18 protein-coding genes are annotated in these 19,016 nt (G+C 61.3%); 12 read left to right on the top strand and 6 right to left on the bottom strand.

What is annotated here, in order from left to right; genetic code table 11:
* Positions 1-439: 439 nt before the first annotated feature.
* The 4 genes from CAG34_RS20975 to moaE all read left to right on the top strand — a co-directional run bounded on the left by CAG34_RS20975 (position 440) and on the right by moaE (position 3,115).
* A complete protein-coding gene (locus CAG34_RS20975; protein WP_013974146.1) occupies positions 440-1,834 on the top strand; it encodes a PhoH family protein in 1,395 nt (464 codons plus the stop codon).
* Between the two features lie 116 nt (positions 1,835-1,950).
* On the top strand, positions 1,951-2,421 hold the full coding sequence (moaC, locus tag CAG34_RS20970) for a cyclic pyranopterin monophosphate synthase MoaC (RefSeq protein ID WP_085592161.1): 471 nt from the start codon (positions 1,951-1,953) through the stop codon (positions 2,419-2,421).
* Entirely contained in the window at positions 2,421-2,666 is a 246-nt protein-coding gene (gene moaD, locus CAG34_RS20965; RefSeq protein WP_025340576.1) for a molybdopterin converting factor subunit 1, read from the top strand. The genes moaC and moaD overlap by 1 nt, the downstream gene beginning before the upstream one ends.
* Positions 2,667-2,668: 2 nt before the next feature.
* Positions 2,669-3,115 carry a molybdopterin synthase catalytic subunit MoaE gene (moaE, locus tag CAG34_RS20960; RefSeq protein WP_085592159.1) on the top strand — a complete coding sequence of 149 codons (447 nt, stop codon included), beginning with the start codon at positions 2,669-2,671 and terminating at the stop codon, positions 3,113-3,115.
* A 128-nt stretch (positions 3,116-3,243) separates the two neighbouring features.
* Here moaE and rhlB read toward each other — a convergent pair whose 3' ends face one another.
* Both rhlB and CAG34_RS20950 read right to left on the bottom strand, forming a co-directional pair.
* Positions 3,244-4,707 carry an ATP-dependent RNA helicase RhlB gene (gene rhlB, locus CAG34_RS20955; protein WP_025340574.1) on the bottom strand — a complete coding sequence of 488 codons (1,464 nt, stop codon included), beginning with the start codon at positions 4,705-4,707 and terminating at the stop codon, positions 3,244-3,246.
* A 101-nt stretch (positions 4,708-4,808) separates the two neighbouring features.
* A complete protein-coding gene (locus CAG34_RS20950; protein ID WP_025340573.1) occupies positions 4,809-5,465 on the bottom strand; it encodes an alpha/beta hydrolase in 657 nt (218 codons plus the stop codon).
* A 331-nt stretch (positions 5,466-5,796) separates the two neighbouring features.
* On the opposite strand from CAG34_RS20950, the gene CAG34_RS20945 reads away from it, so the two are divergent.
* From CAG34_RS20945 to CAG34_RS20930, 4 genes are all read left to right on the top strand, one after another.
* Positions 5,797-6,825: an amino acid ABC transporter substrate-binding protein gene (locus tag CAG34_RS20945; RefSeq protein WP_085592157.1), complete on the top strand. Its 1,029-nt coding sequence runs from the start codon at positions 5,797-5,799 to the stop codon at positions 6,823-6,825.
* Between the two features lie 67 nt (positions 6,826-6,892).
* Positions 6,893-8,071, top strand: a complete 1,179-nt coding sequence (locus tag CAG34_RS20940) for an amino acid ABC transporter permease (RefSeq protein WP_025340572.1) — start codon at positions 6,893-6,895, stop codon at positions 8,069-8,071.
* Between the two features lie 10 nt (positions 8,072-8,081).
* Positions 8,082-9,179, top strand: coding sequence for an amino acid ABC transporter permease (locus tag CAG34_RS20935; protein WP_025340571.1), 1,098 nt, complete (start codon positions 8,082-8,084; stop codon positions 9,177-9,179).
* Positions 9,180-9,189: 10 nt separating this feature from the next.
* Positions 9,190-9,954 (top strand): amino acid ABC transporter ATP-binding protein, encoded by a 765-nt coding sequence (locus CAG34_RS20930; RefSeq protein WP_003251792.1) that lies wholly within the window; start codon positions 9,190-9,192, stop codon positions 9,952-9,954.
* 136 nt (positions 9,955-10,090) lie between these two features.
* Here the strand turns inward: CAG34_RS20930 and algW are convergent, their stop codons facing one another.
* On the bottom strand, positions 10,091-11,251 hold the full coding sequence (algW, locus tag CAG34_RS20925) for a Do family serine endopeptidase AlgW (protein WP_025340570.1): 1,161 nt from the start codon (positions 11,249-11,251) through the stop codon (positions 10,091-10,093).
* Positions 11,252-11,420: 169 nt separating this feature from the next.
* Here algW and CAG34_RS20920 point away from each other — a divergent pair, with 169 nt between their 5' ends.
* From CAG34_RS20920 to cysN, 3 genes are all read left to right on the top strand, one after another.
* Complete coding sequence (locus CAG34_RS20920; RefSeq protein ID WP_075046277.1) at positions 11,421-12,179, top strand: Nif3-like dinuclear metal center hexameric protein; 759 nt, start codon at positions 11,421-11,423, stop codon at positions 12,177-12,179.
* Between the two features lie 239 nt (positions 12,180-12,418).
* On the top strand, positions 12,419-13,336 hold the full coding sequence (gene cysD / locus CAG34_RS20915) for a sulfate adenylyltransferase subunit CysD (RefSeq protein WP_013974136.1): 918 nt from the start codon (positions 12,419-12,421) through the stop codon (positions 13,334-13,336).
* A 15-nt stretch (positions 13,337-13,351) separates the two neighbouring features.
* On the top strand, positions 13,352-15,253 hold the full coding sequence (gene cysN / locus CAG34_RS20910; protein ID WP_085592155.1) for a sulfate adenylyltransferase subunit CysN: 1,902 nt from the start codon (positions 13,352-13,354) through the stop codon (positions 15,251-15,253).
* 256 nt (positions 15,254-15,509) lie between these two features.
* Here cysN and CAG34_RS20905 read toward each other — a convergent pair whose 3' ends face one another.
* The gene (locus tag CAG34_RS20905; protein WP_016498026.1) at positions 15,510-15,989 is read right to left on the bottom strand and encodes an Lrp/AsnC family transcriptional regulator; all 480 of its coding nucleotides are present in this window, start codon (positions 15,987-15,989) and stop codon (positions 15,510-15,512) included.
* Between the two features lie 127 nt (positions 15,990-16,116).
* Between CAG34_RS20905 and CAG34_RS20900 the strand changes: the two genes are divergently transcribed.
* Positions 16,117-17,313 (top strand): methionine gamma-lyase, encoded by a 1,197-nt coding sequence (locus CAG34_RS20900; RefSeq protein WP_085592153.1) that lies wholly within the window; start codon positions 16,117-16,119, stop codon positions 17,311-17,313.
* Positions 17,314-17,510: 197 nt separating this feature from the next.
* Here the strand turns inward: CAG34_RS20900 and CAG34_RS28500 are convergent, their stop codons facing one another.
* Together CAG34_RS28500 and CAG34_RS20895 are read right to left on the bottom strand one after the other, a co-directional pair.
* Positions 17,511-17,936, bottom strand: a complete 426-nt coding sequence (locus CAG34_RS28500; protein WP_143516521.1) for a hypothetical protein — start codon at positions 17,934-17,936, stop codon at positions 17,511-17,513.
* 92 nt (positions 17,937-18,028) lie between these two features.
* Positions 18,029-18,847, bottom strand: coding sequence for a lipid II-degrading bacteriocin (locus CAG34_RS20895; protein ID WP_085592151.1), 819 nt, complete (start codon positions 18,845-18,847; stop codon positions 18,029-18,031).
* Positions 18,848-19,016: the final 169 nt, after the last annotated feature.

Here is a 19,016-nt window from a genome sequence, read left to right as displayed (position 1 = left end):
TCGCCGGCAAGCCAGCTCCCACCTCGACCGCATCGGCCTCAAGCCATGCGCTGTCCCTGTGGGAGCTGGCTTGCCGGCGATGAGGCCAGTACAGGCAACACAACACAGTTGCTCTTACAGGTTAGGTGCATGGCTTGCTGGCGTTGGCCCATGCAATGGCAGCTTGATTTTTGACTGTAGTCCTCACGCGCCCCCTCGCCAACCCCTGTTCGTCATTTGGAAAAATAAACTTCACCTGCACGTAAAAAGACTTTTTTTAGTCATCATTTTTGCGGTATGAAGAAACCAGACAGCCGATTCCTGCAGCACAGGTGGCGTCATCCAGGCCCACCTAGCCAGGTTCGCTTCCCGCCCGTAACAACGCGGATACGGGGACAGCGGCAGTCACTCTGCGGCGTAACAGACCACGCCGTGTGGCTTCGACATAAGGTGACCGAGTATGGATGACCAAGGACGCAACCCTTCCTCCAGCAAGCCTATCCTGTATGTGCTCGATACCAACGTCCTGATTCACGACCCCAACGCGTTACTGAACTTCGAGGAGCACCATGTCGCCATCCCGATGACGGTGCTGGAGGAACTCGACAAGCTCAAGACCGGCAAACAGACCATCGCCGCCGAATGCCGCCAGGCCATTCGGCTGATCGACCAGACCCTTGGTGACGCCTCGCCCAGCGATGTCGAGCAGGGCGTGCCGATCCAGCGTGGCAAGAGCGGGCCCAAGGGCTTCCTGTCCATCCTGATGACTCCGCGCAACGAGCCGAACAAGCTGCTGCCGGAAAACCTCAACGACAACATCATCATCAACCAGTTGCTCGAAGTACGGGCCCGGCGCACCGACCTGGACGTTGTGCTGGTCACCAAAGACATCAACATGCGCCTGAAGGCGCGTGCCTGTGGCATCGCGGCCGAGGACTACAGCACCGACCAGCTGGTCGATGACGTGTCCTTGCTGTCCAAGGGCTACCATTCGGTCACCGGCTCGTTCTGGGACCGGGTGAGCAAGGTCGATACCCGCCAGGAGCGTGGCCGCACCTGGCACCGTGTGCAATTGATCGACAACCTGCCGGCGGTTCACGTCAACGAGTTCATCATCGATGAACAGGGCTTCGTCGGCTGGATCAAGGGTATCCGCAACGATGAGCTGCTGTTGCTCGACCTGCACCAGGAACCGCTGCTGCACCAGGAAGCCTGGGGCCTGAAGCCGCGTGACATCCACCAGAGCCTGGCGCTGTTCGCCCTGCTCGACCCGGATATCCACCTGGTCAACCTGACCGGCGCCGCCGGTTCCGGCAAGACCATCCTGGCCCTGGCCGCGGCCATCGAACAGACCATGGTCAGCAAGCGCTACCGGCGCATCATCGCCACCCGCAGCGTGCAGGGGCTGGACCAGGAGATCGGCTTCCTGCCGGGCACCGAGGCCGAGAAGATGGAACCGTGGCTGGGCGCCATCACCGACAACCTCGAAGCCTTGCACATGGATGACGAGAGCACCCATGGCAGCGTCGAGTACATCCTCGAGCGCGTGCCATTGCAGTTCAAGTCGCTGAACTACATTCGTGGCCGTAGCTTCCAGCAGAGCCTGATCCTGATCGACGAGTGCCAGAACCTGACGCCGCACCAGATGAAAACCATCATCACCCGTGCCGGCTCCGGGTCCAAGGTGGTCTGCCTGGGCAACCTGGCGCAGATCGACACCCCCTACCTGTCCGCGACCAGCTCGGGCCTGACCTACCTGACCGAGCGCTTCAAGGACTTCCCCCATGGCGTGCACATCACCCTGCAGGGCGTGCCACGCTCGGTGCTGGCCGAGTACGCCGAGTCGCATCTGTAACCCTCTTCGCCGGGCGGTTCGCCGCCCGGCTTTTTCGCGGGCACGGTTGACGCACCCCTCTGCTCAAACCTGACTCACAGGTTTACACTGCGAGTTCCCTTCACAGGAGCAGAGCAGTGCTGACACATCTTGATTCCCAGGGGCGGGCCAACATGGTCGACGTCACTGAAAAGGCCGTGACCGAGCGCGAGGCCTCCGCCGAGGCGCGGGTGCGCATGTTGCCGCAGACCTTGCAGATGATCGTCGACGGTGAACACCCCAAGGGCGACGTGTTCGCCGTGGCGCGCATTGCCGGGATCCAGGCGGCGAAGAAGACCAGCGACCTGATCCCGCTGTGCCACCCGTTGATGCTGACCAGCGTCAAGGTCGAGCTCAGCGCCGAGGGGCAGGACGCCGTGCGTATCGTCGCCCGCTGCAAGCTGGCCGGGCAGACCGGCGTGGAGATGGAGGCGCTGACCGCCGCCAGCGTTGCCGCGCTGACGATCTATGACATGTGCAAGGCTGTGGATAAAGGTATGGTCATCGAGCAGGTGCGCCTGCTGGAAAAACTCGGCGGCAAGAGCGGCCACTACAAGGCGGAGGCGTGATGAAGGTCAAGGTGATGTACTTCGCCCGTTACCGCGAACTGCTGGGCGTGGATGCCGAGCGGGTGGAGGGCGCGTTCACGGTGCTCGACGATGTGCGCCAGGCCTTGGTGGCCAAGGGCGGGCAGTACGAAGTGCTGGCCGAGCAGAACCTGATGTGTGCGCGCAACGAAGAACTGTGCAAGCTTGATGAGCCGCTGGAAGAGGGCGATGAAGTGGCGTTCTTCCCGCCGGTGACCGGAGGCTGAACATGGCTGTGCGAGTACAGGAGGGCGCGTTCGACCCGGGGGCCGAGACCAATACCATGCACGCGGCGAATGTCGGCGTGGGCGCGGTGGTCGGTTTTGTCGGCTACGTGCGGGATTTCAACGATGGCCGTGAAGTGGCGGGGATGTTCCTCGAGCACTATCCGGGCATGACCGAAAAGGCCCTGGCCAAGATCGTGGTCGAGGCCGAGCAGCGCTGGCCGTTGCTCAAGGTGGAGGTGCTGCACCGCATCGGTGCGCTGGAACCGGGCGAACCGATCGTGTTCGTCGGTGTGGCCAGTGCCCATCGGCAGGCGGCGTTCGATGCCTGCAACTTCATCATGGACTACCTGAAGACCCGGGCGCCGTTCTGGAAGAAGGAAAATACCCAGGAAGGGGCACGGTGGGTGGAAGGGAAGCAGAGTGACCAGGATGCCGCTGGGCGCTGGTAGATCCTTGTTTGATGGCCGGGGCGGAGCCCCGGTTCGCGGGTGAACCCGCTCCCACAGGTACTGCACAGGTTTCGGAAGCTGTGCAGTACCTGTGGGAGCGGGTTTACCCGCGAAGAGGCCGGCATAGGTCAATGGTGCTTGCGCGGCACCGGCTTCAGCAGCTCATCCGGCGGCATTTCACACTTGATCTTGCGCCCCAGCAGCTCTTCGATCGCGGGCAGCTGGTACGAGTCATCCTCACCGGCAAAGCTGATCGACACACCACTGGTGCCCGCACGGCCTGTCCGGCCAATGCGGTGCACGTAGTCGTCCGGGTCTTCCGGCAGGGTGAAGTTGATCACGTGGCTGATGCCATCGATGTGAATGCCACGCCCCGCCACGTCGGTGGCCACCAGCACGGTGATGCGCCCTTCGCGGAAGTTCTCCAGGGTACGGATACGCTTGTGCTGCGGCACGTCGCCCGACAACTGCGCGGCATTGATGCCGTCGCGCACGAGTTTTTCCTCGATGCGCCGCACTTCGTCCTTGCGGTTGGCGAACACCATCACCCGTTCCCACTTGTTCTGGGTCACCAGGTTGTACAGCAGCTTGTACTTGTCGCTGCCGGCCACCGCATAGACGTGCTGCTCCACCGTTTCGCTGGCAACGTTCTCCGGCTCGATCTCGACGATGGCCGGGTTGGTGGTCCATTGCTTGGCCAGGTTCATCACATCGTCGGTGAAGGTGGCGGAGAACAGCAGGGTCTGGCGCTCGCTTTTCGGCGGCGTCTGGCGAATGATCTGGCGCACCTGGGGGATGAAACCCATGTCGAGCATGCGGTCGGCTTCGTCCAGCACCATCACCTCGACCATGTCCAGGTGCACCTCGCCGCGCTGGTTGAAGTCCAGCAGGCGGCCCGGAGTGGCCACCAGGATGTCGCAATGGCGCGCTTCCAGGGCCTTGAGCTGCTTGTCGAAGTCCATGCCGCCGACGAAGCTCATCACGTTCAGGCCGGTGTACTTGGTCAGGGCGATGGCATCCTTGGCGATCTGCACCACCAGCTCGCGGGTGGGCGCGATGATCAGTGCGCGTGGCTCGCCCATGTAGCGTTCCTTCGGCGGCGGCGTTTGCTGCAGCTGGGAAATGATCGAGATCAGGAACGCCGCAGTCTTGCCGGTACCGGTCTGGGCCCGGCCGATGGCGTCCTGGCCACGCAGGGTGTAACCCAGCACCTGTGCCTGGATCGGCGTGCAGTACGGGAAGCCCAGGTCGTGGATGGCGTGCATCACCTCGTTGGACAGCTTGAAGTCGTGGAAGCGGGTCTTGCCTTCCTGCGGCTCGACCACGAAGTCTTCCGGTTTCCACAGGCTGGCCTGCGGCTTGGGCTTGCGCTCGCGACGCGGTTTGTCCTTGGCCGGCTTGTCGGCGGCTGGCGTAACGGCGGCAGGCTGTTCGGCCTGTGGTGCTGGGGTGGCGCGTGGGGCGGCCGGTTTTGCCGCAGGCTGGGCCTCGCTGGCGGGTGCGGGCGCAGGCAGCGTCACGCTGGCAGCAGGAGCGACGGCCTGTGGCGCGGCGTCTCCCTTGCCGAAAATTTTCTTGAGTGCCTTGAGCACGATCGTCTCGTCAACTGGTTAAGGAATGTACGCCGGGCAGTGTAAAGCAAGATTCAGGCGCGGCGTAGTGGAATAGCCTTACAACTACAGGCGGCCTTGGCTTATTGCAATTGCTTGCTCAGCCAGTCGTGGATGTCGCTCAACTCTTCCACCACCACTTCATGTTCCATCGGGTATTCGTGCCAGCGGGCGGCGACGCCCCAGGTATTCAGGTACTCGAAGGCGGTGCGGCCCATGGAAGGGATCACCACCGGGTCGTGCACGCCGTGCAGGCACAGGGCCGGGGTGCGTTGCTGGCAGGCGCTCAACTGATGCTGGTCGTTGAAGGTGGGGGCGTAGGTGGACAGGGCGATCACGCCACCCAGTGCTTCTTGCCACTTTATATAGGCAGTGTGCAGCACCACCGCGCCGCCCTGGGAGAAACCGGCCAGGAAGATCCGCGACAGGCTGATGCCTTTGGCCTGCTCGGCCTTGATCAGGGCAATGAGCTGCTCGGCCGATTCTTCCAGCTGCGCCTCGTCGATGGCACGGGCCGGGGTCATGGCCTTGATGTCGTACCAGCTGGGCATGGCGTAGCCGCCGTTGATGGTTACCGGGCGGGTTGGAGCCTGGGGCATGACGAAACGGGTGCTGAGCAGGCGCTCCTGCATGAATTCGGCCACTGGTAGGAAGTCGTAACGGTCGGCACCCAGGCCGTGCAACCAGATCACACAGGCATCGGCGGTTTTCTGCGGTTCGAGAATCAGCGGGTTGGTCATGACTGCTCCGAAAGTGTGCGGGTCTTGTTATGGCGTGCGTGAAAAGAAGGCGCTGGAAATGATTGTCGGAAAAAGAATGTCGCAACGATACAACTTTCCCTACTTGACGAGCGCTTAAACGCTACAGCCGTAAATTCTGGTACGCGCTTTGCAATTCAACCAATGATGCAAAGGGCAGGCCGTGACGGTAACACCCTTTGCACGCGAAGGCTGTCACAGAACAGTCCATTGCGCCATTGACCCAATAACAAGCCAATACGGGTCGGATACGCCTCAAAAGGGTGCGGTGCAATTCCGGCTCGATACAACAAGAGCGATTTGGAGGTTGTGAATGAAGATGTTGAAAACCACCCTGGCAGTCCTGACCGCTGCCGCCGCGCTGGGCGCCGTGAGCAACGCCCAGGCCGGCGCCACCCTCGATGCGGTAAAGAAGAAGGGCTTCGTCCAGTGTGGCGTGAGCGACGGTCTTCCAGGCTTCTCGGTACCTGATGCGCAGGGCAAGATCGTTGGTATCGACGCCGACGTGTGCCGCGCCGTGGCCGCCGCCGTGTTTGGCGACGCCACCAAGGTCAAGTTCAGCCAGCTCAACGCCAAGGAACGCTTCACCGCCCTGCAGTCGGGCGAAGTCGATGTGCTGTCGCGCAACACCACCTGGACCAGCTCGCGTGATGCCGGCATGGGCCTGGTATTTGCCGGTGTTACCTACTATGACGGCGTCGGCTTCCTGGTCAACAAGAAGCTGGGTGTTTCCAGCGCCAAGGAGCTCGATGGCGCGACCATCTGCATCCAGGCCGGTACCACCACCGAGCTGAACGTGTCGGACTTCTTCCGCGCCAATGGCCTGAAGTACACCCCGATCACCTTCGACACCTCCGACGAAAGCGCCAAGTCGCTGGAGTCCGGCCGTTGCGACGTGCTGACCTCGGACAAGTCGCAGCTGTTCGCCCAGCGCTCCAAGCTGGCCGCGCCGACCGAGTACGTGGTACTGCCGGAAACCATCTCCAAGGAACCGCTGGGCCCGGTGGTGCGTAAAGGCGACGAGGAGTGGTTCAGCATCGTCAAGTGGACCCTGTTCGCCATGCTCAACGCCGAAGAGGCGGGCATCACCTCGAAGAACGTCGAGGCCGAGGCCAAAGGCACCAAGAACCCGGACGTCGCCCGCCTGCTGGGTGCGGACGGCGAGTACGGCAAGGACCTCAAGCTGCCCAAGGACTGGGTAGTGCAGATCGTCAAGCAAGTCGGCAACTATGGCGAAGTGTTCGAGAAGAACCTGGGCCAGAGCACCGACCTGAAGATCGACCGTGGCATGAACGCCCTGTGGAACAACGGCGGCATCCAGTACGCGCCACCTGTGCGCTGATGGCTGCACCCTGCGGCGGCATCCCGCCGCCGCAGGCTGTTCGAATCCCTACTGTCCGGGGCACTTCATGCAAAATCAAATCGGCGCACCCAAGGGCTTGTCCCTTAACGATCCGCGTGTGCGCGCGTGGCTGTTCCAGATTCTCACGATAGTCTTCGTGGTCGGTCTGGGCTGGTATCTGTTCCACAACACGCAAACCAACCTGCAACACCGGGGCATCACCTCGGGCTTCGACTTCCTCGACCGCAGTGCCGGCTTCGGCATCGCCCAGCATCTGATCCCCTACGTGGAATCCGACAGCTATGCGCGGGTGTTCGTCATCGGCCTGCTCAACACCCTGCTGGTGACCTTCATCGGCGTGGTGCTGGCGACCATTCTCGGCTTCATCATCGGTGTGGCGCGGTTGTCGCCGAACTGGATGATCAACAAGCTGGCGACCGTGTATGTGGAAACCTTCCGCAACATCCCGCCGTTGTTGCAGATCCTGTTCTGGTACTTTGCCGTGTTCCTGACCCTGCCGGGACCGCGGGGCAGCATCAATATCGACGACACCTTCTTCATCAGCAACCGTGGCCTGAACATGCCCGGCGCGTCCATGGCCGAAGGCTTCTGGCCGTTCGTCGTGGCCTTGGTCCTGGCGCTGCTGGCCATCGTGGCGATGGTGCGCTTTGCCAACAAGCGCTTCGACGAGACCGGCGTGCCGTTCCACAAGTTCTGGGTGGGGCTGGCGCTGTTCATCGCCATCCCGGGTGTTTGCGCACTGCTGTTCGGCAGCCCGGTGCACTGGGAAGTGCCGCAATTGAAAGGATTCAACTTCGTCGGTGGCTGGGTACTGATCCCCGAGCTGCTGGCGCTGACCCTGGCATTGACCATCTACACCGCTGCGTTCATCGCCGAGATCGTGCGTTCCGGTATCCGTTCGGTCAGCCATGGCCAGACCGAGGCCGCGCGCTCGCTGGGCCTGCGCGAGGGGCCGACCCTGCGCAAGGTGATCATCCCCCAGGCACTGCGGGTGATCATTCCGCCGCTGACCAGCCAGTACCTGAACCTGGCGAAGAACTCGTCGCTGGCGGCCGGTATCGGCTACCCGGAGATGGTCTCGCTGTTCGCCGGTACCGTGCTCAACCAGACCGGCCAGGCCATCGAGGTGATCGCCATCACCATGAGTGTCTATCTCGCCATCAGCATCAGCATTTCGCTGCTGATGAACTGGTACAACAAGCGCATTGCGCTGATCGAGCGGTGAGGATACGCCCGTGAATGCCCATGTTTTCAAACCCGACATGCCGCCACCGGTGAAAACCGTCGGCGTGCTCGCATGGATGCGTGCCAATCTGTTCTCCAGCTGGCTCAATACGCTGCTGACCCTGTTCGCCATCTACCTGGTGTGGCTGATCGTGCCACCGTTGCTGCAGTGGGCGTTGCTTGACGCCAACTGGGTCGGCACCACCCGCGCCGACTGCACCAAGGAGGGCGCCTGCTGGGTGTTCGTGCAGCAGCGCTTCGGCCAGTTCATGTATGGCTACTACCCGGCCGAGTTGCGCTGGCGCGTGGACCTGACCGTGTGGCTTGCCGTGCTCGGCGCCGCGCCGCTGTTCATCAAGCGTTTCCCGCGCAAGGCCTTCTACGGCCTGGGCTTCCTGGTGCTGTACCCGCTGCTGGCCTACGCCCTGCTGCACGGGGGCGTGCTGGGCCTGGAAAACGTACCGACAAGCCAGTGGGGCGGGCTGATGCTGACCCTGGTGATCGCCACCGTGGGCATTGTCGGCGCATTGCCGCTGGGCATCCTGCTGGCCCTGGGGCGGCGCTCGAAGATGCCGGCGGTGAAGGTGGTGTGCGTGACCTTCATCGAGTTCTGGCGCGGCGTGCCACTGATCACCGTGCTGTTCATGTCATCGGTGATGCTGCCGTTGTTCCTGCCTGAGGGCATGAGCTTCGACAAGCTGCTGCGGGCGATGATCGGCGTGATCCTGTTCCAGTCGGCATACATCGCCGAGGTGGTGCGTGGTGGCCTGCAGGCCATCCCCAAGGGCCAGTACGAAGCTGCCGCTGCCATGGGCCTGGGCTACTGGCGGGCGATGGGCCTGGTGATTCTGCCGCAGGCGCTCAAGCTGGTGATCCCCGGCATCGTCAACACCTTCATTGCCCTGTTCAAGGACACCAGCCTGGTGATCATCATCGGCCTGTTCGACCTGCTGAACAGCGTCAAGCAAGCCGCCGCCGACCCGGCCTGGCTGGGCATGGCTACCGAGGGCTACGTGTTCGCCGCCCTGGTGTTCTGGATTTTCTGTTTCGGTATGTCCCGCTACTCCATGCACCTGGAGCGCAAGCTGGACACTGGCCACAAGCGTTAGGAGTTTCGAAATGAGTGAAGCGATCAAGCAGCCTGCCGGCCCCGAAGGCATCATCCAGATGCAGGGCGTGAACAAGTGGTACGGCCAGTTCCATGTGCTCAAGGACATCAACCTGAACGTGCGCCAGGGCGAGCGCATCGTGCTGTGCGGGCCGTCCGGCTCGGGCAAGTCCACCACCATCCGTTGCCTCAACCGCCTGGAAGAGCACCAGCAGGGGCGCATCGTGGTCGATGGTGTGGAGCTGACCAACGACCTCAAGCAGATCGAGGCCATCCGCCGCGAAGTGGGCATGGTGTTCCAGCACTTCAACCTGTTCCCGCACCTGAGCATCCTGGAAAACTGCACCCTGGCGCCGATGTGGGTGCGCAAGATGCCGCGGCGCAAGGCCGAGGAAATCGCCATGCACTACCTGGAGCGGGTGCGTATTCCGGAGCAGGCGCACAAGTACCCGGGGCAGTTGTCCGGTGGCCAGCAGCAGCGTGTGGCGATTGCCCGCGCGTTGTGCATGAAGCCGAAGATCATGCTGTTCGACGAACCGACCTCGGCGCTGGACCCGGAAATGGTCAAGGAGGTGCTCGATACCATGGTGGGCCTGGCCGAGGATGGCATGACCATGCTCTGCGTGACCCACGAGATGGGCTTTGCCCGGACCGTGGCGAACCGGGTGATCTTCATGGACAAGGGCGAGATCGTCGAGCAGGCGGCGCCGGATGACTTCTTCGACCGGCCACGCAGTGACCGGACCAAGTTGTTCCTGAGCCAGATCCTGCATTGATGCAAAAGGGGCCGCTTTGCGGCCCATCGCCGGCAAGCCAGCTCCCACAGGTATCACATCAGCCTCAAGCCCTGTGCAATACCTGTGGGAGCTGGCTTGCCGGCGATGGGCTGCAAAGCAGCCCCAGATCGAAGCCTTACTTCTCTTCCTTGGCGACTGCCGGCGCCGGTGGCGGCCGCAGCCCCACCTCGGCGATCAGTTTCAACTGCTGCCCATTGCGCATCACCTCGATGGTGATCTTCTCGTTGGGCTTGATCCGCGCCACCTGGTTCATCGACTTGCGCCCGTCACCGGCCGGCTCGCCGTTGATGCTCAGGATCACGTCACCCAGCTGCAACCCGGCCTTTGCCGCCGGCCCTTCGCGGAAGATACCCGCCACCACGATGCCCGGGCGGTCCTTCATGCCGTACGATTCGGCCAGCTCCTGGCTCAGCGGCTGTACTTCGATACCCAGCCAGCCACGGATCACCTGGCCGTGCTCGATGATCGACTTCATCACCTCCAGTGCCAGTTTCACCGGGATGGCGAAGCCGATGCCCTGCGAACCGCCGGATTTGGAGAAGATCGCCGTGTTGATGCCGATCAGGTTGCCGTTGGCATCCACCAGCGCACCGCCGGAGTTGCCCGGGTTGATCGCGGCGTCGGTCTGGATGAAGTCTTCGTAGTTGTTCAAGCCCAGCTGGTTGCGGCCGGTGGCGCTGATGATGCCCATGGTCACGGTCTGGCCGACCCCGAACGGGTTACCGATGGCCAGCGACACGTCGCCGATGTGAATGTTGTCGGAGCGGCCGATGGTGATCGCCGGCAGGCTCTTCAGGTCGATCTTCAGCACCGCCAGGTCGGTTTCCGGGTCGCTGCCGATGACCCGGGCCAGGGTTTCGCGGCCATCCTTCAGGGCCACGACGATCTGGTCGGCACCGCTGGTGACGTGGTTGTTGGTCAGCAGGTAGCCCTCGGGGCTCATGATCACCGCCGAGCCCAGGCTCGACTCCCAGCGGCGCTGCTTGGGCAGGTTGTCGCCGAAGAAACGGCGGAACTGCGGGTCTTCGAACAACGGATGGGCGCTCTTGTTCACCACCTTGGTGGTGTACAGGTTGACCACCGTCGGGGCGGCCAGGGTCACGGCGTCGGCGTAGGATACCGGGCCCTGCATGATCCGCGAGGTCTGCGGCGCCTGTTGCAGGTTGACGTCCTGACTGGGCAGGCCGACCCATTCCGGGAAGCGCTGGATGATCAGCATGGCGATCAGTACGCCGGTAAGCAGGGGCCAGCCAAAATAACGCAAAGCCTTGAACATGAATGAATCCTGGAAAGAGCCGGGGGACGGTGACCGTGCGGTGGGGCATGAGCGCGCGCGATCATACACCGGTTCCCCCAGTGCCGGCGACGGCCCATAATGGCCGGCATTATACGGGCGTTGCATGGGCGTTGTGCCCGAGAAAAACGCAGATTTCGAGGAGATTTTCATGGCCGTCGCTCTGAACACCCTGGTCGAGGAAGCCGAGCGTTACCTGGGCAGCGCGAAGATCCAGGATTATTGCCCCAACGGCCTGCAGGTCGAAGGCCGGCCGCAGGTCAGCCGCATCGTCAGCGGCGTTACCGCCAGCCAGGCGTTGCTGGATGCTGCAGTCGAGGCCGAGGCCGACCTGGTGCTGGTGCACCATGGCTACTTCTGGAAGGGTGAGAACCCGTGCGTCACCGGTATCCGGCAGCGCCGGCTGAAGACCCTGTTGAACAACGACATCAGCCTGCTGGCGTTCCATCTGCCGCTGGATGTGCATCCGGACGTCGGCAACAACGTGCAACTGGCGCGGCAACTGGACATTACTGTCGAAGGGCCGCTGGACCCGGAGAACCCCAAGGTGGTCGGCATGGTCGGCTCGCTGGCCGAGCCGATGACCGCGCGCGACTTCGCCCGCCGGGTGCGGGAGGTGCTGGGGCGTGAGCCTTTGCTGGTCGAAGGTGAGCAGATGATCCGCCGGGTCGGCTGGTGCACCGGGGGCGGGCAGGGCTACATCGACACGGCGATCGCGGCCGGGGTGGACCTGTACCTGACCGGCGAGGCGTCGGAGCAGACCTACCATAGTGCCCGCGAGAATGGCGTCAGCTTCATTGCCGCCGGGCACCATGCCACCGAGCGGTATGGGGTACAGGCGCTGGGTGATTACCTGGCGCGGCGCTTTGCCGTGGAGCACCTGTTCATCGATTGCCCGAACCCGATCTGATATCGGCGTCGCCTTCTTCGCGGGCGCGCCCGCTCCCACAAGGACTCCGCTGCACCTGTGGGAGCGGGCGTGCCCGCGAAGGGCCGCAGAGCGGCCCCAATTCCAGCCCAAACCCCCAGTCATATCGTTAGACTTTTTCGATCTAGCCAGCCTCCTAAATAGAAGCAGCCGCTGTGATAAAGTGGCTCGCTCGAACACGGCCCGCAGGCCGTCCATAAGATCGTTTTTCGTGAGTAGCCATGGTCGACAAACTGACGCACTTGAAACAGCTGGAGGCGGAGAGCATCCACATCATCCGCGAGGTGGCCGCCGAGTTCGACAACCCGGTGATGCTGTACTCGATCGGCAAGGATTCCGCCGTGATGCTGCACCTGGCGCGCAAGGCCTTCTTCCCGGGCAAGCTGCCGTTCCCGGTGATGCACGTCGACACCCAGTGGAAATTCCAGGAGATGTACAGCTTCCGCGACAAGATGGTCGAGGAAATGGGCCTGGAGCTGATCACCCACGTCAACCCCGAGGGTGTGGCGCAGGGCATCAACCCGTTCACCCATGGCAGCTCCAAGCACACCGACATCATGAAGACCCAGGGCCTGAAACAGGCGCTGGACAAGCATGGTTTCGACGCCGCCTTCGGTGGTGCGCGCCGCGACGAAGAGAAATCGCGGGCCAAGGAGCGCGTGTACTCGTTCCGTGACAGCAAGCACCGCTGGGACCCGAAGAACCAGCGCCCGGAACTGTGGAACGTGTACAACGGCAAGGTCAACAAGGGCGAGTCGATCCGCGTCTTCCCGCTGTCGAACTGGACCGAGCTGGACATCTGGCAGTACATCTACCTCGAAGGCATCCCGATCGTGCCGCTGTACTTCGCTGCCGAGCGCGAAGTCATCGAGAAGAACGGCACCCTGATCATGATCGACGACGAACGCATCCTCGAACATCTCACCGATGAAGAGAAAGCGCGCATCGTCAAGAAGAAGGTGCGTTTCCGTACCCTCGGCTGCTACCCGTTGACGGGTGCTGTCGAGTCGGAAGCCGAGACCCTGACGGACATCATCCAGGAAATGCTCCTGACCCGTACGTCCGAACGCCAGGGCCGTGTCATCGACCACGATGGCGCCGGTTCCATGGAAGACAAGAAACGCCAAGGCTACTTCTAATTTCAGGGTTACTCCATGTCGCACCAATCTGATCTGATCAGCGAGGACATCCTCGCCTACCTGGCCCAGCACGAGCGCAAGGAACTGCTGCGCTTCCTGACCTGCGGCAACGTCGACGACGGCAAGAGCACCCTGATCGGGCGCCTGCTGCACGACTCGAAGATGATCTACGAGGACCACCTCGAGGCCATCACCCGTGATTCGAAGAAAGTCGGCACCACCGGCGAGGAAGTCGACCTGGCACTGCTGGTCGACGGCCTGCAGGCCGAGCGCGAGCAGGGCATCACCATCGATGTCGCCTACCGCTACTTCTCCACCGCCAAGCGCAAGTTCATCATTGCCGACACCCCGGGCCACGAGCAGTACACCCGCAACATGGCTACCGGCGCGTCCACCTGCGACCTGGCGATCATCCTGGTCGACGCCCGCTACGGCGTGCAGACCCAGACCCGCCGCCACAGCTACATTGCCTCGTTGCTGGGCATCAAGCACATCGTCGTCGCGGTCAACAAGATGGACCTCAAGGGCTTCGATCAGGACGTCTTCGAGTCGATCAAGGCCGACTACCTGAAGTTCGCCGAAGCCATCAACCTGACCCCGAGCAGCCTGCACTTCGTGCCGATGTCGGCGCTCAAGGGTGACAACGTGGTCAACCACAGCGAGCGTTCGCCGTGGTACGCCGGCCCGACGCTGATGGAAATCCTCGAAACCGTCGAAGTGTCGGCCGACCGCAACTTCACCGACCTGCGCTTCCCGGTGCAGTACGTCAACCGTCCGAACCTGAACTTCCGTGGCTTCGCCGGTACCATCGCCAGCGGCGTGGTGCACAAGGGCGACGAAATCGTCGTGCTGCCGTCGGGCAAGAGCAGCCGCGTCAAGTCCATCGTCACCTACGAAGGCGAACTGGAAAACGCAGGCCCTGGCCAGGCCGTGACCCTGACCATGGAAGACGAGATCGACATCTCCCGTGGCGACCTGCTGGTGCATGCCGACAACGTCCCGCCGGTCACCGACCAGTTCGACGCCATGCTGGTGTGGATGGCCGAGGAGCCGATGCTCCCGGGCAAGAAATACGACATCAAGCGCGCCACCAGCTACGTGCCGGGCTCGATTGCCAGCATCACCCACAAGGTCGATGTGAACACCCTGGAGCAGGGCGCTGCCAGCGCGCTGCAGCTGAACGAGATCGGCCGCGTCAAGGTGTCCCTGGACGCCTCGATCGCCCTGGACGGTTACGACAGCAACCGCACCACCGGTGCGTTCATCGTCATCGACCGCCTGACCAACGGCACCGTCGGCGCCGGCATGATCATCGCCCCGCCAGTCCTGCCGCACGGCAGCACCGGCCATCATGGCAAGCTGTGCCATGTGGCCACCGAAGAGCGCGCCCTGCGCTTCGGCCAGCAGCCTGCGACCGTGCTGTTCAGCGGCCTGTCCGGCGCAGGCAAGAGCACCCTGGCCTACGCCGTGGAGCGCAAGCTGTTCGACATGGGCCGTGCGGTGTACGTGCTCGACGGCCAGAACCTGCGCCACGACCTGAACAAGGGCCTGCCACAGGACCGCGCCGGCCGTACCGAAAACTGGCGCCGCGCCGCCCATGTGGCGCGCCAGTTCAACGAAGCCGGCCTGCTGACCCTGGCCGCGTTCGTGGCCCCGGATGCCGAAGGCCGCGAACAGGCCAAGGCGTTGATCGGCAAGGAGCGCCTGGTGACCGTTTACGTCCAGGCCTCGCCGCTGGCCTGCCGTGAGCGTGACCCGCAAGGCTTGTACGCTGCTGGTGGCGACAACATCCCGGGCGAAAGCTTCCCGTACGATGTGCCGCTGGACGCCGACCTTGTGATCGACACCCAGGCCACCAGCGTGGACGAGGGTGTGAAACAGGTGCTGGACGTGCTGCGTCAGCGTGGTGCGATCTAAGCGCTAGCCTGCAAGAAAAACCCCGCTTCGGCGGGGTTTTTTGTTTCTATGCCCGCCATACATGCGCGGGTCTCCTGTGGGAGCGGCCTTGTGTCGCGAAAGGGCTGCACAGCAGCCCCCGGGTCTCAGCACTGATGCACAAATTGCTGGGGCTGCTGCGCAGCCCTTTCGCGACACAAGGCCGCTCCCACAAAGGATTGCGTGAGCTTTGAATTTTGAGCAAGGCAGTTGTTCCCGCATGGACTGTGCATGTCGTTCAGATGTGTTTTTCCGATACCGGTATCACCCGCCGCTCCTTAACCGCCTTATAGGAAAAACTCGAGTAGATCTCCTTCACCCCCGGCAACCGCTGCAGCACTTCCCGGGTGAATTCGCCAAACGACTCCAGATCCCGCGCCAGAATCTCCAGCAAGAAGTCGTAACGCCCGGAGATGTTGTGACAGGCGACAATCTCGGGAATTTCCATCAGCCGCTGCTCGAACGCCAGCGCCATGTCCTTGGTGTGCGAGTCCATCATGATGCTGACGAACGCGGTCACGCCAAACCCCAGCGACTTGGGCGAGAGGATGGCCTGGTAGCCGGTGATGTAGCCGTTGTCCTCCAGCAACTTGACCCGTCGCCAGCACGGCGAGGTGGTCAGCGCTACCTGGTCGGCAAGTTCGGCAACGGTGAGGCGGGCGTTGTCCTGCAGGGCCGCGAGCAGGGCGCGGTCGGTGCGGTCGAGGCTTGAAGGCATGTTTTGCCCTCCTGGTCCGGTAATTATTGTTTTTGTTCCAACAAGCACACGGATGCGTGGGCCATTTTGGAAAAAATCGGGCGGCTCGGTGGCATAAGCTTATAGCAAACCACAAGAGGCTGTTGCCATGCGCGACTCCCATAACAACACCGGTTTTTCCACGCGGGCCATTCACCATGGCTACGACCCGCTTTCCCACGGTGGCGCCCTGGTGCCGCCGGTGTACCAGACCGCTACCTATGCCTTCCCCACAGTCGAATACGGCGCTGCGTGCTTTGCCGGGGAGGAGCCGGGGCATTTCTACAGCCGCATCTCCAACCCTACCCTGGCCCTGCTGGAACAGCGCATGGCCTCGCTGGAGGGCGGTGAGGCGGGGTTGGCATTGGCGTCGGGCATGGGGGCCATCACCTCGACGATCTGGACCCTGCTGCGCCCCGGCGATGAGCTGATCGTCGGGCGTACTTTGTACGGCTGCACCTTTGCTTTCCTGCACCATGGCATTGGCGAATTCGGGGTGAAGATCCGCCATGTCGACCTGAACGACGCCAAGGCTCTGAAAGCGGCGATCAACAGCAAAACGCGGATGATCTACTTCGAAACGCCGGCCAACCCCAACATGCAGCTGGTGGATATCGCCGCGGTGGCCGAGGCGGTGCGCGGGCATGATGTGCATGTGGTGGTCGACAACACCTACTGCACGCCCTACCTGCAGCGGCCGCTGGAGCTGGGGGCGGACCTGGTGGTGCATTCGGCGACCAAGTACCTCAGTGGCCACGGTGATATCACTGCCGGGCTGGTGGTGGGGCGCAAGGCGCTCGTCGACCGCATTCGCCTGGAAGGGCTGAAGGACATGACCGGGGCGGTGCTGTCGCCCCACGATGCGGCGCTGCTGATGCGCGGGATCAAGACCCTAGCGCTGCGCATGGACCGCCATTGCGCCAATGCCCTGCAGGTAGCGGAGTTTCTGGCCCGGCAGCCGCAGGTGGAGCTGATTCACTACCCGGGGTTGCCGTCGTTTGCCCAGTACGAGCTGGCGCAGCGGCAGATGCGTTTGCCGGGCGGGATGATCGCCTTCGAGCTCAAGGGGGGTATCGAGGCCGGGCGCAGGTTCATGAATGCCCTGCAACTGTTTGCCCGTGCGGTGAGCCTGGGCGATGCCGAGTCGCTGGCGCAGCATCCGGCGAGCATGACGCACTCAAGCTATACCGCGAAGGAACGGGCGCATCACGGGATATCGGAGGGGCTGGTGCGCCTGTCGGTGGGGCTGGAGGATGTGGAGGACCTGCTGGCGGATGTCGAGCGGGCTCTGAACGCTTGTAGATAAATTGTCGGAGTTCTCTCTTCGTGGCAAAAAAATGTTACAGCATTACAGGATGCCGACATCAAGTTAGTACGGTGAGGCAAGTCGCATGCAGTGGCGTGGGCGCCCGAAGAGAGAACCAAAACGGTATATCGCTATTATTTTATAATATGCGAATCCTGATAATCAGGCCGCCACTGTTGCAGCCGAGATTCTGATGGTCAGGTGTGGTTCCTAGATTTCTTATAAAACAAAGACGCGGCAACAAGTGAGAAGCCAGCGGATAGGAAATAAATAAGAATGGTCATATTCATCGATATTGTGTTGTCGGTGTAAGCGGAAGAAACAAGTACACCTAGCGCTGCTGTTGCGAAAGTTGGGGTGAATTCAAGTAGTAGTCTAAGAGCCATGGGTGGTTTGCCATGGAGTAGCTTGTTTGCTATTGTTCCTGCAATCATTAACAATGCTGAAAGTGCGGTAAGAACTATTAGCAGTACTACGTACATCGATAGTGCGGGTATGCCAGAGGTATCATACGGGTCATTAGGATTTTCGAGCGCAGAATCCGAAGCTCTAAATAATAGTGTTGTCGCAATTACATTCAAGGCTGAGGCCATGGTCGTGCAAATGGTTTTCAAAATTTTCATAATCCACCTTGAGTCAGGCGCTCAAGATAATCTAAAGTGAAAGCCAATTCAATGGTATTGCTCATGCAGTGCTTCAGGTTCGTGTATTTCCGCTAGTTTGCTATGTTTAGTGGGAGTTCGCCTTCAATTAAAATTTCGTAGTCCTGTGCATTTGCAACGCGTCCAACTTCACGAAGCAGCGTCGTGGCCTTTTCGTCAAATCCGCCACGGTGGCTGCTCGCATTTGCATCATATTTATCTGAATAGGCGCGAATTACGCCAGTGAAAATGAGGTTTCCGTCACTATCCTTGTTCAGATCACCAATCACTCTTAGGGTAATGGAGCCTAGGTAGATGCGCGATATATTGCTATCCATGCCAGTGTTATAGGGAAAGGTGACATCAATTCGGCTAGTGCCTACGCTTGCTCCGGCGAACGCTGCCTGTAGTTGAGGGACTTTTTGCAATTCGGGCGCGATGCCGACATTATTTATGTTGACTTTAGCCTGCTGCCCTTTCCCTAAAAGCCAGTGCGCAATTGCTCTGAACGGAGTAAACCAGCCTCCAGAAAACTCAATGGGCTGAGCTAAGGGAGCAGTATTAAGACTCGCTTTGGTGTCCTCAAATGCTTTATTCCAAGCATCTGGAATGCTGATGCTCGAATTGGCCAGCATTATTGCGTCAGCAGCTGATCCAGCTTTAAGTTCACGAATCAGGAAATCGTCAAGCTTAAAGGCGATGGGGCGGGTATGCTGCATTTTTGGAAGATGCAGATTTAGCATTTCTCTCCAGTGGCCTTGTGCATAGCCAGCGCTACGTTCTTCAATGGCACGACCTATCATGGCTGCGGGAAATGGTGCTTGTAAGCCATTCGGGCGGCTTGTGCCGTAATCGTTTGGGTAGATATATAAGGCTGGAAGCTCAATGCTCATACGTCATCTCTAAGGAGTGTTGAAGTTTTCGGTGCAGAAGCGCTGCGAGCGCACTTTGCTGCACTGGCGGGAATATGAGGGTGTTTCAATATTCGTAGGCCATAAGCCATTATGATTATTTGAATAGTTTGCCCGATAACGATTTTTTTGTATGTCAGGAGAGCCGCCA

This window comes from Pseudomonas sp. B14(2017), from assembly GCF_002113255.1.
Classification (GTDB): domain Bacteria; phylum Pseudomonadota; class Gammaproteobacteria; order Pseudomonadales; family Pseudomonadaceae; genus Aquipseudomonas; species Aquipseudomonas putida_Z.
This window is presented reverse-complemented; position numbering and strand designations above follow the sequence as displayed.

Coding starts and splice junctions, on each gene's coding strand:
- CAG34_RS20940 (WP_025340572.1), top strand. CDS start 6,893: ATGCAAAATCAAATCGGCGCACCCAAGGGCTTGTCCCTTAACGATCCG.
- algW (WP_025340570.1), bottom strand. CDS start 11,251: ATGTTCAAGGCTTTGCGTTATTTTGGCTGGCCCCTGCTTACCGGCGTA.
- cysD (WP_013974136.1), top strand. CDS start 12,419: ATGGTCGACAAACTGACGCACTTGAAACAGCTGGAGGCGGAGAGCATC.
- CAG34_RS28500 (WP_143516521.1), bottom strand. CDS start 17,936: ATGAAAATTTTGAAAACCATTTGCACGACCATGGCCTCAGCCTTGAAT.
- CAG34_RS20945 (WP_085592157.1), top strand. CDS start 5,797: ATGAAGATGTTGAAAACCACCCTGGCAGTCCTGACCGCTGCCGCCGCG.
- CAG34_RS20900 (WP_085592153.1), top strand. CDS start 16,117: ATGCGCGACTCCCATAACAACACCGGTTTTTCCACGCGGGCCATTCAC.
- CAG34_RS20975 (WP_013974146.1), top strand. CDS start 440: ATGGATGACCAAGGACGCAACCCTTCCTCCAGCAAGCCTATCCTGTAT.
- moaD (WP_025340576.1), top strand. CDS start 2,421: ATGAAGGTCAAGGTGATGTACTTCGCCCGTTACCGCGAACTGCTGGGC.
- cysN (WP_085592155.1), top strand. CDS start 13,352: ATGTCGCACCAATCTGATCTGATCAGCGAGGACATCCTCGCCTACCTG.
- CAG34_RS20920 (WP_075046277.1), top strand. CDS start 11,421: ATGGCCGTCGCTCTGAACACCCTGGTCGAGGAAGCCGAGCGTTACCTG.
- CAG34_RS20895 (WP_085592151.1), bottom strand. CDS start 18,847: ATGAGCATTGAGCTTCCAGCCTTATATATCTACCCAAACGATTACGGC.
- moaE (WP_085592159.1), top strand. CDS start 2,669: ATGGCTGTGCGAGTACAGGAGGGCGCGTTCGACCCGGGGGCCGAGACC.
- CAG34_RS20950 (WP_025340573.1), bottom strand. CDS start 5,465: ATGACCAACCCGCTGATTCTCGAACCGCAGAAAACCGCCGATGCCTGT.
- CAG34_RS20930 (WP_003251792.1), top strand. CDS start 9,190: ATGAGTGAAGCGATCAAGCAGCCTGCCGGCCCCGAAGGCATCATCCAG.
- CAG34_RS20905 (WP_016498026.1), bottom strand. CDS start 15,989: ATGCCTTCAAGCCTCGACCGCACCGACCGCGCCCTGCTCGCGGCCCTG.